General features: G+C 73.6%; 16 protein-coding genes. 8 read left to right on the forward strand and 8 right to left on the reverse strand.

What is annotated here, in order from left to right:
• From ACFYP3_RS29430 to ACFYP3_RS29440, 3 genes are all read left to right on the forward strand, one after another.
• Positions 1–753 (forward strand): ABC transporter substrate-binding protein (locus ACFYP3_RS29430; RefSeq protein WP_388838876.1); only part of this gene is annotated, 753 nt, incomplete at its 5' end.
• 110 nt (positions 754–863) lie between these two features.
• Positions 864–1532, forward strand: coding sequence for a uracil-DNA glycosylase (locus ACFYP3_RS29435; protein WP_030722329.1), 669 nt, complete (start codon positions 864–866; stop codon positions 1530–1532).
• A gap of 96 nt (positions 1533–1628) precedes the next feature.
• A complete protein-coding gene (locus ACFYP3_RS29440) occupies positions 1629–2165 on the forward strand; it encodes a hypothetical protein (RefSeq protein WP_388838879.1) in 537 nt (178 codons plus the stop codon).
• A gap of 17 nt (positions 2166–2182) precedes the next feature.
• Here ACFYP3_RS29440 and ACFYP3_RS29445 read toward each other — a convergent pair whose 3' ends face one another.
• Positions 2183–2701, reverse strand: a complete 519-nt coding sequence (locus ACFYP3_RS29445) for a hypothetical protein (protein WP_388838882.1) — start codon at positions 2699–2701, stop codon at positions 2183–2185.
• Between the two features lie 97 nt (positions 2702–2798).
• A complete protein-coding gene (locus tag ACFYP3_RS29450; RefSeq protein ID WP_388838885.1) occupies positions 2799–3323 on the reverse strand; it encodes a DinB family protein in 525 nt (174 codons plus the stop codon).
• 85 nt (positions 3324–3408) lie between these two features.
• Between ACFYP3_RS29450 and ACFYP3_RS29455 the strand changes: the two genes are divergently transcribed.
• Positions 3409–4314, forward strand: a complete 906-nt coding sequence (locus ACFYP3_RS29455; RefSeq protein WP_388838888.1) for a Gfo/Idh/MocA family protein — start codon at positions 3409–3411, stop codon at positions 4312–4314.
• Here the strand turns inward: ACFYP3_RS29455 and lnt are convergent.
• The 5 genes from lnt to ACFYP3_RS29480 all read right to left on the reverse strand — a co-directional run bounded on the left by lnt (position 4259) and on the right by ACFYP3_RS29480 (position 8384).
• A complete protein-coding gene (gene lnt / locus ACFYP3_RS29460) occupies positions 4259–5845 on the reverse strand; it encodes an apolipoprotein N-acyltransferase (protein ID WP_388838890.1) in 1587 nt (528 codons plus the stop codon). The genes ACFYP3_RS29455 and lnt overlap by 56 nt on opposite strands.
• 44 nt (positions 5846–5889) lie before the next feature.
• Entirely contained in the window at positions 5890–6357 is a 468-nt protein-coding gene (locus ACFYP3_RS29465; RefSeq protein WP_388838893.1) for a nuclear transport factor 2 family protein, read from the reverse strand.
• A gap of 69 nt (positions 6358–6426) precedes the next feature.
• On the reverse strand, positions 6427–6603 hold the full coding sequence (locus ACFYP3_RS29470; protein WP_319729209.1) for a hypothetical protein: 177 nt from the start codon (positions 6601–6603) through the stop codon (positions 6427–6429).
• A 125-nt stretch (positions 6604–6728) separates the two neighbouring features.
• Positions 6729–7607 (reverse strand): undecaprenyl-diphosphate phosphatase, encoded by an 879-nt coding sequence (locus ACFYP3_RS29475; RefSeq protein ID WP_388838897.1) that lies wholly within the window; start codon positions 7605–7607, stop codon positions 6729–6731.
• A gap of 48 nt (positions 7608–7655) precedes the next feature.
• On the reverse strand, positions 7656–8384 hold the full coding sequence (locus ACFYP3_RS29480; protein WP_388838900.1) for a TVP38/TMEM64 family protein: 729 nt from the start codon (positions 8382–8384) through the stop codon (positions 7656–7658).
• Positions 8385–8433: 49 nt separating this feature from the next.
• Here ACFYP3_RS29480 and ACFYP3_RS29485 point away from each other — a divergent pair, with 49 nt between their 5' ends.
• The 4 genes from ACFYP3_RS29485 to ACFYP3_RS29500 all read left to right on the forward strand — a co-directional run bounded on the left by ACFYP3_RS29485 (position 8434) and on the right by ACFYP3_RS29500 (position 12511).
• The gene (locus ACFYP3_RS29485) at positions 8434–9159 is read left to right on the forward strand and encodes a DNA alkylation repair protein (protein ID WP_388838904.1); all 726 of its coding nucleotides are present in this window, start codon (positions 8434–8436) and stop codon (positions 9157–9159) included.
• 298 nt (positions 9160–9457) lie between these two features.
• Positions 9458–10639 (forward strand): elongation factor Tu, encoded by a 1182-nt coding sequence (gene tuf / locus ACFYP3_RS29490; RefSeq protein WP_388838907.1) that lies wholly within the window; start codon positions 9458–9460, stop codon positions 10637–10639.
• 76 nt (positions 10640–10715) lie between these two features.
• Positions 10716–11588, forward strand: a complete 873-nt coding sequence (locus ACFYP3_RS29495) for a patatin-like phospholipase family protein (RefSeq protein WP_388838909.1) — start codon at positions 10716–10718, stop codon at positions 11586–11588.
• Between the two features lie 131 nt (positions 11589–11719).
• The gene (locus ACFYP3_RS29500; RefSeq protein ID WP_388839034.1) at positions 11720–12511 is read left to right on the forward strand and encodes a spermidine synthase; all 792 of its coding nucleotides are present in this window, start codon (positions 11720–11722) and stop codon (positions 12509–12511) included.
• Positions 12512–12590: 79 nt separating this feature from the next.
• On the opposite strand, the gene ACFYP3_RS29505 is transcribed toward ACFYP3_RS29500, so the two are convergent.
• Complete coding sequence (locus tag ACFYP3_RS29505; RefSeq protein WP_388838912.1) at positions 12591–13940, reverse strand: MFS transporter; 1350 nt, start codon at positions 13938–13940, stop codon at positions 12591–12593.
• Positions 13941–14001: the final 61 nt, after the last annotated feature.

Below are 14001 nucleotides of genomic sequence, written 5' to 3' on the forward strand. Positions count from 1 at the left end.
GGCGCCGAGATCCGCTACCTGGTCTTCAACCCCAAGGACCCCTCCATCGCCAAGCCGGCGGTCCGCCAGGCCATCGCCCAGACCGTCGACCGCGGGACCCTCGTCTCCAAGGTCTACCAGGGCACCGCGGAGCCGTTGTACTCGATGGTTCCCAAGGGTGTCGTCGGCCACAAGACGCCCTACTACGACAAGTACGGCCCCGCCGACGTCACCAAGGCCAGGAAGATCCTCAAGGACGCCGGCGTGCCCACGCCCGTCGACCTGACCTTCTGGTACACCACCGACCGGTACGGCTCCTCCACCGCCGAGGAGTTCACCGAGCTCAAGCGCCAGCTGGACGAGAGCGGACTCTTCCGGATCACCCTGCGCAGCCAGCCGTGGAAGACCTTCCAGGAGGGCTACAAGGGCCAGGAGTACCCGGTCTTCGGCCGTGGCTGGTTCCCCGACTTCCCGGACCCGGACAACTTCATCGCGCCGTTCGTCGGCAAGGAGAACGCGGTCGGCACCCCGTACGAGCCCACCGAGATCCTGAACGACCTGCTGCCCAAGTCCCGCCGCGACGGCGACCGCTCCGTCGGCGTCCAGCAGTTCGAGAAGGCGCAGCAGATCTTCGCCGAGGACGTCCGGCTGCTGCCCCTGTGGCAGGGCAAGCTGTACGTCGCCGCGCAGGAGGACATCGCGGGCGCCGAGCGGGCGCTGGACCCGCAGACCGCCATGCAGATGTGGGAGCTGTACCGCAAGACCAGCTGGTAGCGGCCCCGCCCGGGGCATCCGCCCTGGGCGGCCGACGCGTTGTCAGTGGCCCCCGGTAGGTTCTGGAGCAGTTGCACGAACTTGTACCGGAGGTTGTCGCCGTGACCCAGATGCTGCCCGAGTCCTGGCTCCCCGTCCTCGGCGGGGAGCTGGACCAGCCCTACTTCAAGGAACTCACCGAGTTCGTCGAGAAGGAACGGGCGAACGGGCCGGTCTACCCGCCCCGCGAGCAGGTGTTCGCGGCCCTGGAGGCCACCCCCTTCGACCAGGTGAAGGTGCTCGTCCTGGGCCAGGACCCCTACCACGGCGCCGGCCAGGGTCACGGTCTGTGCTTCTCCGTGCAGCCCGGGGTCAAGACCCCGCCCTCGCTGCGCAACATCTACAAGGAGATGAAGGAGGAGCTCGGCCTGCCCGTCCCGGACAACGGCTATCTGATGCCGTGGGCCCGGCAGGGCGTCCTGCTGCTCAACGCGGTGCTCACCGTCCGCGAGGCCGAGCCCAACTCGCACAAGGGCAAGGGCTGGGAGAAGTTCACCGACGCCGTGATCCGCGCGGTGTCCGAGCGGCCCGACCCGGCCGTCTTCGTCCTCTGGGGCGCCTACGCCCAGAAGAAGATCCCGCTGATCGACGAGGAGCGGCACGTCGTGGTCAAGGGGGCCCACCCCTCCCCGCTGTCGGCCAAGAAGTTCTTCGGATCCCGGCCCTTCACGCAGATCAACGAGGCCATCGCCGCCCAGGGCCATGAGCCGATCGACTGGCGGATCCCGGACCTCGGCTGACCTCCCACCGCGCCTCGGCGCCATTGCCGGTGCCTCCGGTTAGCTTCTTGATGATCAGACCCGGAGCAGGTCTGGCGGAGCGAGCCGGAGGCCGCGGTGACGGAGCAGCAGGAGGCGTCGGAGGACGCCGTCATGACCAGGATCGGCCAGGCGGTCATCCTGCTGCACGCAGGGGACCGCGAGGAGGCCCGCAACCGGCTCGGCGCGATCTGGTCGGAGATCGGCGAGGCGGGGGACGACCTCCACCGCTGCACCCTCGCCCACTACATGGCCGACGCCCAGGACGATCCCGCCGACGAGCTGGCCTGGGACCTGCGGGCCCTGAGCGCCGCCGAAGCCCTGCGCGACCCGCCCGCCGCCGGGCCCCGGGCCGGGGGGACCGCGCCGCGGGAACCGCACCTCGCGATGAGCGTGTTCTACCCGTCCCTGCACCTCAGCCTGGCCGCCGACTACCTGAAGCTCCAGCGCCCCGAGGCCGCCCGGGTCCACCTGGCGCGGGCCCGCGCGGCCACCGGGGCGCTGCCCGACGACGGCTACGGGAACGGCGTACGGGAGGCCATCGCGCGGCTGGAGCGGCGCCTGGCCACGGATCCGGGCGCCGGGCCCCGCCCGTTCCCCGAGCAGTCGCCGTAGGCGCGGGCTTCCGGCGGTCAGCCGTCGTGGACGCCCGCGCAGATGCGGGCCTCGGGGCTGTCCGGGTGCCAGCGGCCGTGCCGGCGGCCCAGCGCGCACACGTCGGCCGGCCGCACGGGCAGTTTCCGCACCAGCTCGCGCTCCACCTCGACGTCGGGCCGGGAGTGGTGCGGGCGCCCGCCGGGACGCCCGGACGCGGGCTCGGCCGGCTTCCGCGGCTCCGGGATGTCCGGGACCGGCGGCACGTCCGCCACCGGCCCGCCGGCAGCGCGCTGGGCGGACCTCCGGGCGGGCGCGGGGGCCACCGGATGCGCGGGCTGCTCCGGGACCGCCTCCAGCGCCTCCAGGGCGGGCGCCCGGACGACCACGGGGGCGGCCCCAGGACCGCCGCGCGGCTCGTGACGGGGCGGCTCGCCGGCGGCGGGGACCGCCGCCGGCTGCACGGGACCGGGGCTCACGTTCACACAGCCGGAGACGGCCGAAACGGCACAGGCGACTCCGAGCAGCAGGGTTGTCGTGGTTCGGGTTGGATGCACCCGCGCAACTCTGCTGTGCGAGGACCCCGTTGCGAAAACCCAGAGTGGATATTCACCCCGCACGGGTGACGCGGAGCAGGTGTCCGGCGGATCCGGCCTAGTCGCCCGTGGCGCCGTCTATCTGCTCGCGCAGCAGGTCCGCGTGGCCGTTGTGGCGCGCGTACTCCTCGATCATGTGGGTGTAGACCCAGCGCAGGCTGAAGACCTCGCCGCGGTGGTGGCTCTCCGCCTGCGACACGAGGTCCAGGGAGCGGCCCGCGGCCGCCTGGCGGGCCAGTTCGACCTCGGTCTGCCACACCTGCTCGTTCTCGGCCCAGGTGGCGTCCGCGGCGAAGTGGAAGTCGCCGTCCGGGTCCTCTTCGGTGCAGTAGAGCTCGGGAAGGTCCTCGCCGAGCATGATCTCCCGGAACCAGTACCGCTCCACCTCCGCCATGTGCCGTACGAGGCCCAGGAGGCTCAACTCGGATGGCGCGAGCGCGGCGCGGCGCAGTTGCTCGTCCTGGAGGCCCTCGCACTTCCAGGCGAGGGTCGCGCGGTGGTAGTCGAGCCAGCCGTCGAGCATGTCCCGCTCGTCGGCGGTGGTCGCGGGCTCGGTGCGATGTGATCCGGAACTGGTGGTCATGGGGGACATCCTCGGTGAACGGGGCCCCTGCCACCAGGGATTAAGCTGCGGAAGTCCCACAAGGATCAACCTGGAGGTTCCCCCGGTGAAGATCGGCTGCATCGGACTCGGCGACATCGCGCAGAAGGCGTACCTCCCCGTCCTCACCACCCGCCCCGGGATCGAGCTGCACCTGCAGACCCGTACTCCCGCCACCCTGGAGCGGGTCGGGGAGATCCACCACGTCCCCGCCGCGCGCCGGCACACCGATCTCGACGCGCTGCTCGCCGAGGGGCTCGACGCGGCCTTCGTGCACGCCTCGACCGCGGCCCACCCCGAGATCGTCACGCGCCTCCTGCGGGCCGGCGTGCCGACGTACGTGGACAAGCCGCTCGCCTACGAGCTCGCGGACTCGGCGCGGCTGGTGGAACTGGCCGAGGAACGCCGGGTGTCGCTGGCCGTCGGCTTCAACCGCCGCCACGCCCCCGGCTACGCGCAGTGCGCCGACCACCCGCGCGAGCTGATCATCATGCAGAAGAACCGGGTCGGACTGCCCGAGGACCCGCGCACCCTGGTCCTCGACGACTTCATCCACGTGGTCGACACCCTGCGCTTCCTGCTGCCCGGCGAGGCCGAGCACGTCGACGTCCGGGCCGTGGTGCGCGAGGGGCTGATGCACCAGGTGGTGCTCCAGCTGTCCGGCGACGGCTTCACCGCGCTCGGCATCATGAACCGGCTGTCCGGCTCCACCGAGGAGATCCTGGAGGTCTCCGGCCGGGACACCAAGCGCCAGGTCGTCAACCTCGCCGAGGTCATCGACCACAAGGGCCAGCCGACCGTCCGGCGCCGCGGGGACTGGGTGTCCGTGGCCCGTCAGCGCGGCATCGAGCAGGTCGTGGACCACTTCCTGGAGGCCGTCGAGACGGGCAGGACCCTCAGCGCCCGGGACGCGCTCCTCACCCACCGGCTGTGCGAGCGGGTGGTGAAGTCGGCTCTGGAGCAGGCCTCCTGAGCGAACGGACGCCCGCCACCGCGCAGTACGCCGCGAGCGCGGCGAGGGCCGCCCCCACCGGCCAGTCCCCGAAGCGCCCGTAGAGGGTCGTGCCGCGGGCGAGCGGGACCTCGTACACCGCCGCCGCGCTCGCGGACGTCGGCAGCGCCGCGCCGATCCGCTCGCCGGACGGACCGTGCACGACGCTGATGCCCGTGAGGGTGGCGTGCACCATCGGGCGGCCGTTCTCGGCGGCGCGCAGGGCCGCCAGCGAGGCGTGCTGGGCCGGGGCCCAGCTCTCCTGGAAGCTGGAGGTCGCCGACTGGGCGATCAGCAGCGCGGCCCCGTCCCGGGTCAGGCGCCGGCTCATGTCGGGGAAGGCCGACTCGAAGCAGACCAGCGGGCCGATCCGGACAGCGCCGGGGGCGCCGCCCGCCCCGTCCGCCCGGGCGGGCAGGTCCATGACCACGGGAGCCGTGCCGGGCACCCGGTCCTCGCCCGCCGCCTTGCCGACCGACGTGGCCCAGCCGAGCAGCGCCCGGGCCGGTACGTACTCCCCGAACGGGACGAGCCGCATCTTGTCGTACCGGTCGCCGGTGGGGCCGCCGGGGCCCACGAGCACCGCGCTCTTGTAGATTCCCGGCCGGTCCGCCCGCCGCGCGTCCACGTTCACCAGCAGCGGAGCCCCGACCTCCGCCGACAGCGAGGCCAGCCGCCGGGCCAGGTCCGGGCGGGCCGTCAGGTCCTCGCCGACGCTGCTCTCGCCCCACACCACGAGGTCGACGCGCTGCCCCGCCAGCGGCCGCGTCAGCCGCTCCCCGACCGCGAACCGCCGCTCCGCGCCGTCCGGGCCGTCCGCCACCGGACCCGGCTGTACGACGGCCACGCGCAGCCGGCCGTACTCCGCGGGCACCGCCGCCCACACCCACACCACCGCGGTCAGCACCGCGCACCCCGACATCCCCGCCACCGCCGGGATCCGCGCCCCCGGCACCGCGACCAGCAGCACCACGGCGCAGTTCACCGCCACGACCAGCAGGCTCACCAGCCACACCCCGCCCACGGAGGCCAGCCGCAGGGCGGGCGGCACCTGCCACTGGCTCGCCCCCAGCAGCCCCCACGGCCCGCCCAGCCCCTGCCAGGACCGGACCAGCTCCGACAGCAGCCAGCCCGCCGGTACGAGGACCAGCGCGGACAGCGCCCGGCCCGCCGACGGGACCCCGCCGAGCAACTCCCGTACCAGGAGCGCCCAGGGGATCCAGAGCAGCCCCAGCAGGGCGGCCACCGGCACCAGGAAGACGTGCAGGCTGGGCCACAGCCAGTGGTGGACGGCCACGATGAACCCCGCGCCGCCGAGCCAGCCCTCCAGGGCGGCCCGCCGCCCGGTGGGGGCCGACCTCAGCAGCAGCATCCAGGGCGCGAGGGCGACGTAGGCGAACCACCAGAGCGCGGGGGCGGGGAAGGCGAGGGCGGGCAGCGCTCCGGCGGCGATCGCGGCGGGCGCGCGCCACCGGGGCACCCCCTCGTTCCGCATCGTGACCCTCGTGACCATGGCGCGCCTCCGCTTCCAGTCTGGCAGTGCAGTGCCGGGCGGGCTCAGGCGGACGTGTGCCGCCAGGTCTCGTGCACGGTGACGCGCGTGAGCCGCCAGCCGTCACGGGTGCGGGCCAGCGCGAAGGAGTAGCGTCCGGCGGCGACGAAGTTGGGCGCGGTGACCGTGCCGTCGAACTCCGGACCCGCCAGCCGCATCGGGTTGAGGAAGTCGGCCCGGACCTCGGCGCTGTCGCCGGGCGAACCGCCCAGGTCCTCCAGCCTGACCAGCCGGTTGACGATCAGGTGCTGACGCACCGGAAAGAGCCTCATGGTCTCCGCGAGCCAGTCCGAGACCTGCCCGACCGACCCCTCGATCCCGCCCGCCGAGCTGTAGTCGACCCGGCCCGAGGCGGTGAAGAGGGCCCGGTAGGCGTCCCAGTCGCCGTCGTCGACGGCCACCGCGTACCCCGTGACCACCTCGTCGATCGCCATCCGGTCCATCACCGTCGAGAGATCCACACGCTGAGTCATCGGGTCAGTGTGGGGCTGCGCGTGCCCGAGGCCAAGGGGCGTGCGCGGACCGGATCTTCCCGCGGTCCCTCAGTGACCGGAACGGGCCTCCCGCTGCCGGACCACGACGAGGAACGCGTCACTGTCCAGGTCCATGACCACCTCGGCCGGAACCCCCTCCCGCATCCGCTGCGCCGCGTACTCCTCCGCGGGCCAGCTCCCCCGCGGACTTCCGGCCGGAAAACGCTCCAGCACCACTCGACCCATGGGACACCCCCTGCTTGCTTGCCTTCCGGTCTCTTCAGGTCTCTTCAGGCACAACGACGCGGAAGCCGCCCGGGAACGTTCCCGAGCGGCTTCCGGTTCACCCGAAGCGGTGGTGCGGGCTCCCGCTAGGAGCCGGACTCACCCGCGTGCGGGCTCAGCACGTCCGCGCCGATCAGCGCGAACAGCAGGATGCCCAGCAGGATCCGGTAGATCACGAAGGGCATGAAGCTCTTGGTGGTGATGAACTTCATGAACCACGCGATCACGGCGTAGCCCACGAAGAAGGCGATGATCGTCGCGAAGACCGTCGGCCCCCAGGAGATGTGCCCCGGCTCCTCGATCACGTCCTTGATCTCGAACGCGCCGGAGGCCAGCACGGCCGGGATGGCCAGCAGGAAGGAGTAGCGCGCCGCGGCCTCGCGGGTGAAGCCCAGCAGCAGACCGCCGGAGATCGTCGCGCCGGACCGGGAGACGCCCGGGATCAGCGCCATCGCCTGGCAGATACCGAAGATCAGACCGTCCTTGACGCCCAGCTGCTGGAGCGTCTTGCGCTCGCGGATGGCGCGGTGCCGGCCGCCCTCCTCGTCGCGGGCGGCCAGCCGGTCGGCGACGCCCAGCACGACGCCCATCACGATGAGGGTGGTCGCCGTCAGCCGCAGGTCGCGGGCCGGGCCCACGATCGCGTCCTTGAAGACCAGGCCGAGGACGCCGATCGGAATCGAGCCGACGATCACCAGCCAGCCCATCTTGGCGTCCTGCTCGGAGCGCAGGGCCTTCGTGTACAGGGAGCGGAACCACGTGGAGATGATCCGCGCGATGTCCTTGCGGAAGTAGATCAGCACCGCGGCCTCGGTGCCGATCTGGGTGATGGCCGTGAAGGCCGCTCCTGGGTCGTGCCAGCCGGCGAACGCCGCGGTCAGCCGCAGGTGGGCGCTGGAGGAGATCGGGAGGAACTCCGTAAGCCCCTGGACGAGACCGAGGATTAGGGATTCGAACCAGCTCATGTCGGGGTGCGCTCGTCCTTGTGATCGTCGGGCAGTTCGCCCCCGATGCTAGGGCCCGTGCGAAGTGCCGCTGACCACTGGGGGGTGCTGGGGCGCGAGTTCGTACGACGACTCCCGGGTTCGCGGGGGCGCCAGGCGGTGCCGCTTGCGCCAGGCGACGGCTCCGGCCCCCACCACCGACACCACGATGAAGCCGAAGGAGAGGAGAAACGCGGGCGAGCCGGGGGAGGAGGCGCTGGCCCCCGCGATCACGTACGCGGTGGTGTTCGGCACGACGCCGATCGCCGTGGCGAGGAGGAACGGGCCCCAGCCGCAGCGGGACACCGCCGCGCAGTAGTTGGCCACCACGAAGGGAACCCCGGGGAAGAGCCGGACGGCGAGCATCGAGCGGAAGCCGTGCCGACTGAGCTGGCCGTCCGCCGCCTCCAGCCAGCGGCCGCGCAGATACGGACGCAAGGCCTCCTGGCCCATGATCCGCCCGAGGCCGAAGGCGATCCCGGCCCCCAGGACGGTGCCGGCGACGGCGGCGACGAGGCCGAACTGGGTGCCGAAGACGGCTCCCGCGGCCAGGTTCAGCAGGGGGCGCGGTACGAAGGCCGCCGCGCACACCCCGTACGCGGCCGCGAACAGCAGGACCGCCGTGCCCACCGGCAGTCCCGGCGGCCAGCCCTCCGAGAGCAGGCGCTGGGGCTCGAACAGCAGCACGCACACGCCGGCCGCCCCGAGCAGCACGACGAGCAGCGACAGCCGGGTCCACGGCGCGAGGAGGAGGGACATCCCGGGAGACTAGCCGACGTATGCGGCGTCGCGCCGTAATCTGTGCCTCATGCCGTCGAACGGCCGACGACCCCCGAGGGTTCCCGACAGCGCCCTCGCGGACACCCTGTTGGAGCGGCTGACGCGGACGTACGCGGCAGCCGCCGACCCCGTGCGCGCCGGGGCGATGACCGCGTACATGAAGGACGTCGCCCCCTTCCTCGGCATCCCGACACCGGAGCGCCGGGACCTGTCGAAGGCGGTGCTCCGGAACACCCCCGAGCCGTCCGAGGCGGACTGCGCGGCGCTCGCGCTGCGCTGCTGGCGGCTCCCGGAGCGCGAGTACCACTACTTCGCGGTGGACTACCTGCGCCGGCACGTCTCCCGGTGTTCCTCCGGCCTCCTGCCGGTGGTCCGGCACCTGATCGTCACCGTCCCCTGGTGGGACACCGTCGACCTGCTGGCCGCGCACGCGGTCGGCCCGCTCGTGGCCGCCGACCCGGAGCTGGCGCGGGTGATGGACGAGTGGATCGAGGACGAGGACCTCTGGCTCGCGCGCGCCGCCCTGCTGCACCAGCTCCGCTACCGGGGCGCCACCGATTCCGGGCGCCTGTTCGCCTACTGCCGCCGCCGGGCCGGCGACCCCGACTTCTTCCTGCGCAAGGCCATCGGCTGGTCGCTGCGCGAGTACGCGAAGACCGACCCCCACGCGGTGCGCGCCTTCGTCGCGTCCGAGAGCGGCACCCTGTCCCCGCTGTCCGTGCGCGAGGCGCTCAGGAACCTGCCCCCTTCCTGACGGCCGCCCGACCACCCAGACGGCCCGCCACCGGTCCGCCCGGGTAATTCATTCGACGGGCCCGGGGTGGTCCGGCAGGATCTGGGGCATGTCCCGGTTCGCCTTCCCCGCAGCGCCGTCCGCAGTCGCGGACGCGCCGAAGGCTGCCGCATTCGCTTTCCCCGCAGAGGCCTTCGCCGCATTCGACGGCGCACGAAGCTGACCCTTCCCGGATCGTCCGGCGGACCCCGCAGGGGGAGGGTCGGCTCGGTTCAGGGGTCCCGTCCACGCTTCGAGCAACGGGAAGAGACAAGCGATCATGGCCAAGACGGCCTTCGTGCGGACCAAGCCGCACCTCAACATCGGCACCATGGGTCACGTCGACCACGGCAAGACCACCCTCACCGCCGCCATCACCAAGGTCCTCGCCGAGCGCGGCGGCGCGTCCTTCGTGCCTTTCGACCGCATCGACCGGGCCCCCGAGGAGGCCCGGCGCGGGATCACCATCAACCTCACGCACGTCGAGTACGAGACCGACACCCGGCACTACGCCCACGTGGACATGCCCGGGCACGCGGACTACATCAAGAACATGGTCACCGGGGCCGCGCAGCTCGACGGGGCGATCCTCGTCGTCTCCGCCCTCGACGGGGTCATGCCGCAAACGGCCGAGCACGTGCTCCTCGCCCGGCAGGTCGGCGTCGACCACATCGTCGTCGCCCTCAACAAGGCCGACGCCGGGGACCCCGAGCTGACCGACCTGGTCGAGCTGGAGGTCCGCGAGCTGCTCACCGCGCACGGCTACGGCGGGGACGCCGCGCCGGTCGTACGGGTCTCCGGGCTCGGGGCGCTGCAGGGCGACCCGCGGTGGACCGGGGCGATCGAGGCGCTGCTGGACGCGGTGGACACGTACGTGCCGACGCCGGTGCGGTACACGGACGCGCCGTTCCTGCTGCCCGTGGAGAACGTGCTGACCATCACCGGCCGCGGGACCGTCGTCACCGGAGCCGTCGAGCGCGGCAGCGTCCGCCTCGGCGACCGCGTCGCGGTCCTCGGCGGCGACGGCGAGCCCGCCGAGACCGTCGTCACCGGGCTGGAGACCTTCGGGAAGCCGATGGAGTCCGCCGAGGCCGGGGACAACGTCGCGCTGCTGCTGCGCGGGGTCCCGCGCGACGGCGTGCGCCGCGGACACGTGGTGGCCGCGCCCGGCAGCGTGACGCCCAAGCGGCGCTTCACCGCGCAGGTGTACGTGCTCTCCGGGCGCGAGGGCGGCCGTACCACTGCGGTCGCCACCGGCTATCGGCCGCAGTTCTACATCCGCACCGCCGACGTGGTGGGCGACGTGGACCTGGGCGAGGCCGGTACGGCCCGGCCGGGGCAGACGGTCACGATGACCGTCGAGCTCGGGCGGGACGTCCCGCTGGAGTCGGGGCTCGGCTTCGCGATCCGCGAGGGCGGGCGGACGGTCGGCGCGGGCACGGTCACGGCCGTCCTGGGCTGACGCGGACGGTCGGGGCCGCCCCGGCCCCCCTGTGGTGACGGCGGAGCGGCTGCGTCAGACTGCCGTCACCACAGGCATGCGCGGAAGCAGAGGGGCGGGCGACATGGGCGGCGACACGGCACTCGTGCTGGGCGGCGGGGGACTGACGGGCGTGGGCTGGGAGTGCGGAATCCTCTACGGGCTCGCCCGCGCGGGCGTCGACCTCACCGCCGCCGACCTCGTCGTCGGCACCTCGGCGGGCTCGGTCGTCGGCGCCCAGCTCACCTCCGGACAGCTGTCCGTGCAGGAGCTGTACGAACGTCAGCTCGGCGACGCCACCGGGGAGATCCCCGCGAAGCTGGGGGCCGGCGTCATCGCCCGGTACGCCCTCGCGATGGCCCGCTCCCGGGACGCGACGGCCTACCGGCAGCGGGTCGGCGCCATGGCCCTGGCCGCCGACACCGGGGCCGAGGCCGAGCGCCGCGAGGTGCTCGCGGCCCGACTGGTCTCGCACGAATGGCCCGAGCGGCGGCTCGTGGTCACCGCCGTGGACGCGCTCACCGGCGAACCGGCCGACTTCGACCGCGAGAGCGGCACCGGACTCGTCGACGCGGTCTCGGCGAGCTGCGCCGTGCCGGGCGTATGGCCGCCGGTGACGGTCGGCGGACGGCGGTTCATCGACGGAGGAGTCCGTTCCGCCACCAACGCCGACCTCGCCGCGGGGTACGCGCGCGTCGTGGTCATCGCGCCGATCTCGCTCGGCTCCGGGCTCGTCCCCTCGCCGGCCGCGCAGGCGGCGCGGCTGCGGGAGGCGGGGGCGCGGGTGCTGGTGATCAGCCCGTCGGCGCAGGCCCGCAAGGCCTTCGGCCGCAACGTACTCGACCCCGCCCGGCGGGACCCCGCTGCGCGGGCCGGTCTGGCGCAGGCGGCCGAGCACGTCGAGGCGGCCGCCGCGGTCTGGTCGGGCTGAGCCGGAGGCGGCCGGGTCGCGGGCTCCCGCCCCCGGCGCGGCGTCCCGTTGCGGCCCGGCCCGACAATGGTGGGGTGAGCGACGAACAGATCCCGGTCGTCCGGGACGTGGGCCAGGGCACCGCCAAGCTGATGCCGGACGTGGACGGTGAACGGGCCTGGCTGCTGACCGTCGACGGGGCCCCGCAGTCGTACGTGGACCTCGACGATCCGCAGCACCTGGAGTTCGAGTACGTACGCCGCCTCGCGCACGTGCTGGACTGCGCGGCGGAACCGGGGCGCGCCCTGGACCTCCTGCACCTGGGCGGCGGCGCGCTCACCCTGCCGCGGTACGCGGCGGCGACCCGGGCGGGATCCCGGCAGGCGGTCGTCGAGTTCGACGCGGGCCTGGTCGAGCTGGTCGCCGAGCACCTGCCGCTGCCGCCGGCTTCCGGGATCACGGTGCACACCGCCGATGCCCGGGCCTGGCTGGAGGCGGCGCCCGCGGCGAGCGCGGACGTGGTCGTGGCCGACGTCTTCGGCGGCTCACGGGTGCCGGCGCAACTGACGTCGGTGGAGTACGCGCGGGCGGCGGCGCGGGTGCTGCGACCCGGCGGGCTGTACGCGGCGAACCTCGCGGACGGGGCGCCGTTCGACTTCCTGAGGGCGCAGCTGGCGAACTTCGCGGACGCGTTCGGGGAGCTGGCGCTGATCGCAGAACCGGGGGTGCTGCGGGGGAGGCGGTTCGGGAACGCGGTGCTCCTGGCCTCCGACGCGGGGCTGCCGGTGGCCGCGCTGGCCCGGCGGTGCGCGGGGGACGTGTTCCCGGCGAGGGTGGAGTACGGGGACGGGCTGGTGCGGTTCAGGAAGGGGGCGGTGCCGGTGGCCGACGCGGACGCGCGGCCCTCGCCGGCTCCGCCGGAGGGTGCGTTTTCGGTGGGCTAGGTCGTCTCTTTCGGATCTTGCCTCGCCCGCGCCGTGCGGGGGCTCCGCCGAGCAGCCCCCGCGCCCCGCGCCCCGCGCCTCACACGCCGGCCTGGCTGGCGGGTGCGGCGGTGCCGGACGCGGTGGCGGGCTGCCCGGTGAAGGCGGTCGGTCTGGTCCTGCGGGTCATGTGGCGGACGTCCGGGATCAGCAGGACCAGGGCCGTGGCCAGGACCACCAGGGACGCGCAGCCCCACAGGGCCTCGGTGCGGCCGAAGGCCGTTTCGGCCGGGCCGGCCAGGGCGGTGGCCAGGGGGAGCATCGACACCGAGCCGAACCAGTCGTAGGCGGAGACCCGGGAGAACTTCTCCTCCGGGATCTCCTGGTGCATCGTGGTCATCCAGCTCACGCCGAAGACCTCGATCGCGGCCCCGCTGACGAACATCACCGCGCACAGCCCCCACACCGGCAGCGGCACGGCGAGGCCCGCGGAGGGCAGCGCCAGCGGGAACACGCACAGTGTGCCGATCAGCAGCAGCCGGCGCGGTTTCCACGCCATCATCAGGACGGCCCCGGCGATGGTGCCGACCCCGAAACAGGCCAGGGCCACGCCCCAGGGCGCCGCCCCGCCCAGCCGGTCCCGGGCGACCAGCGGACCGTAGACCGCCTCCGCGGCGCCCACGACGGCGACGACGACGGAGAACTGGAGCACGATGCTCCACAGCCAGGGGCGGGTCCGGAACTCCACCCACCCCTCGCGCAGGTCGGCCAGCAGGCCGCCGCCGGGGGCCCGTTCGGGCACGTGGCTCACGTCGAGGAACGCCCGCAGCAGGCCCGCGACGGCGAAGGCGGCCGCGTCCACGGCCAGGACCCAGCCCGGGCCGAGCACGGCGATCATCGCCCCGCCGAGGGCGGCGCCGCCGATGCCCGCGCCGTTGACCGCCATGCGGAAGAGCGCGAAGGCCCGGTTGGAGTGCTCGCCGGAGACCGTGGACAGCAGCATGCCCTCGGCCGCGGGATTGAAGAAGGCCGTTCCGGTGCCGCACAGGGCGGTCAGCAGCATCATCTGCCACAGCCGGGGGTCGCCGGTGAGGACGAGCAGCGCGAAGGCCGCCTGCGAGAGGCAGTTCAGGGCGTTGGCCGCGACCATCACGCGGTGGCGCGGGAGGCGGTCGGCGACGGCTCCGCCGATGAGCAGGAAGAGGACGAGCGGCAGCGTACGGGCGGCCGCGACCAGTCCGATGTCGCCGCTGGACCCGCCGGCCTCCATCACCGCGAAGGTGGCCGCGATGAGCGCTCCGTGGCTGCCGAGGTTCGTGACGACCGCCGCACCCGTGAGCAGGGTGTAGTTGCGGCCCGCCCAGGCGGGCCGGCGACGGCGTGCGGGCGTAGGCGGCGCGGGCGTACGGGGCGCGGGCGTACCGGGTGCTGCGGCGGGGGGAGAACTCACCCCCGGACTATCCCCGCCCCGGGCCGGGAATCCAAACGGATTCCCGGCCCGGGGGGCGGCG

This window comes from Streptomyces sp. NPDC005533, from assembly GCF_042871845.1.
Classification (GTDB): domain Bacteria; phylum Actinomycetota; class Actinomycetes; order Streptomycetales; family Streptomycetaceae; genus Streptomyces.

What these genes read in the sequence shown, in the direction of transcription:
- ACFYP3_RS29495 (WP_388838909.1), top strand. Translation starts at nt 10,716, where the DNA reads ATGCGCGGAAGCAGAGGGGCGGGCGACATGGGCGGCGACACGGCACTC.
- ACFYP3_RS29485 (WP_388838904.1), top strand. Translation starts at nt 8,434, where the DNA reads ATGCCGTCGAACGGCCGACGACCCCCGAGGGTTCCCGACAGCGCCCTC.
- ACFYP3_RS29465 (WP_388838893.1), bottom strand. Translation starts at nt 6,357, where the DNA reads ATGACTCAGCGTGTGGATCTCTCGACGGTGATGGACCGGATGGCGATC.
- ACFYP3_RS29475 (WP_388838897.1), bottom strand. Translation starts at nt 7,607, where the DNA reads ATGAGCTGGTTCGAATCCCTAATCCTCGGTCTCGTCCAGGGGCTTACG.
- tuf (WP_388838907.1), top strand. Translation starts at nt 9,458, where the DNA reads ATGGCCAAGACGGCCTTCGTGCGGACCAAGCCGCACCTCAACATCGGC.
- ACFYP3_RS29450 (WP_388838885.1), bottom strand. Translation starts at nt 3,323, where the DNA reads ATGACCACCAGTTCCGGATCACATCGCACCGAGCCCGCGACCACCGCC.
- lnt (WP_388838890.1), bottom strand. Translation starts at nt 5,845, where the DNA reads ATGGTCACGAGGGTCACGATGCGGAACGAGGGGGTGCCCCGGTGGCGC.
- ACFYP3_RS29470 (WP_319729209.1), bottom strand. Translation starts at nt 6,603, where the DNA reads ATGGGTCGAGTGGTGCTGGAGCGTTTTCCGGCCGGAAGTCCGCGGGGG.
- ACFYP3_RS29500 (WP_388839034.1), top strand. Translation starts at nt 11,720, where the DNA reads ATGCCGGACGTGGACGGTGAACGGGCCTGGCTGCTGACCGTCGACGGG.
- ACFYP3_RS29480 (WP_388838900.1), bottom strand. Translation starts at nt 8,384, where the DNA reads ATGTCCCTCCTCCTCGCGCCGTGGACCCGGCTGTCGCTGCTCGTCGTG.
- ACFYP3_RS29435 (WP_030722329.1), top strand. Translation starts at nt 864, where the DNA reads ATGCTGCCCGAGTCCTGGCTCCCCGTCCTCGGCGGGGAGCTGGACCAG.